Below are 457 nucleotides of genomic sequence, written 5' to 3'. Positions count from 1 at the left end.
ACTAGTCTATATTCGACAGGGGGAAAAGGTGATCGGTATTTATATGGATGATCATTCTGATGTGGTTGTTACCGCAAAGGCTGATATCCCTTTAGGCCACAAGATTTCCTTGGTTAACCTGGAAAAAGACGAACCTGTATTGAAGTATGGTGTGCAAATTGGCATCACAACGGAAAAATGGGAAATGGGCGACTATGTTCATACCCACAATATTAAAACGGCGAGGTGGTAGAAAATGGTACAACAACTTTATGGATATCGCAGAGAAAATGGAAGAGTGGGAATTCGAAATCATGTCATCATTTTACCAGTAGATGACATTTCAAACGCTGCTTGTGAAGCAGTTGCAAAGCAAATTCAGGGTACACTTGCACTGCCTCATGCATACGGCAGACTTCAGTATGGGCCGGATCTAGATTTGCATTTTAGAACCATGATTGGAACTGGTGCAAATCCT

The 457-nt window shown here is 41.8% G+C and carries 1 protein-coding gene and 1 pseudogene; both read left to right on the top strand.

The window, feature by feature from the left end; translation table 11 throughout:
• Positions 1-232, top strand: a pseudogene (locus tag RYX56_RS21190) (hypothetical protein); the annotation flags it as partial.
• 3 nt (positions 233-235) lie between these two features.
• On the top strand, positions 236-457 hold a 222-nt coding region (locus RYX56_RS21185; RefSeq protein ID WP_317123969.1), incomplete at its 3' end, for a UxaA family hydrolase.

The sequence above is a fragment of the Alkalihalophilus lindianensis genome (assembly GCF_032843265.1).
Taxonomy (GTDB): Bacteria; Bacillota; Bacilli; order Bacillales; family Bacillaceae_D; genus Alkalihalophilus; species Alkalihalophilus lindianensis.
The sequence above is the reverse complement of the archived record's forward strand: the minus strand, read 5'-3'. Positions and strand labels throughout refer to the sequence as shown.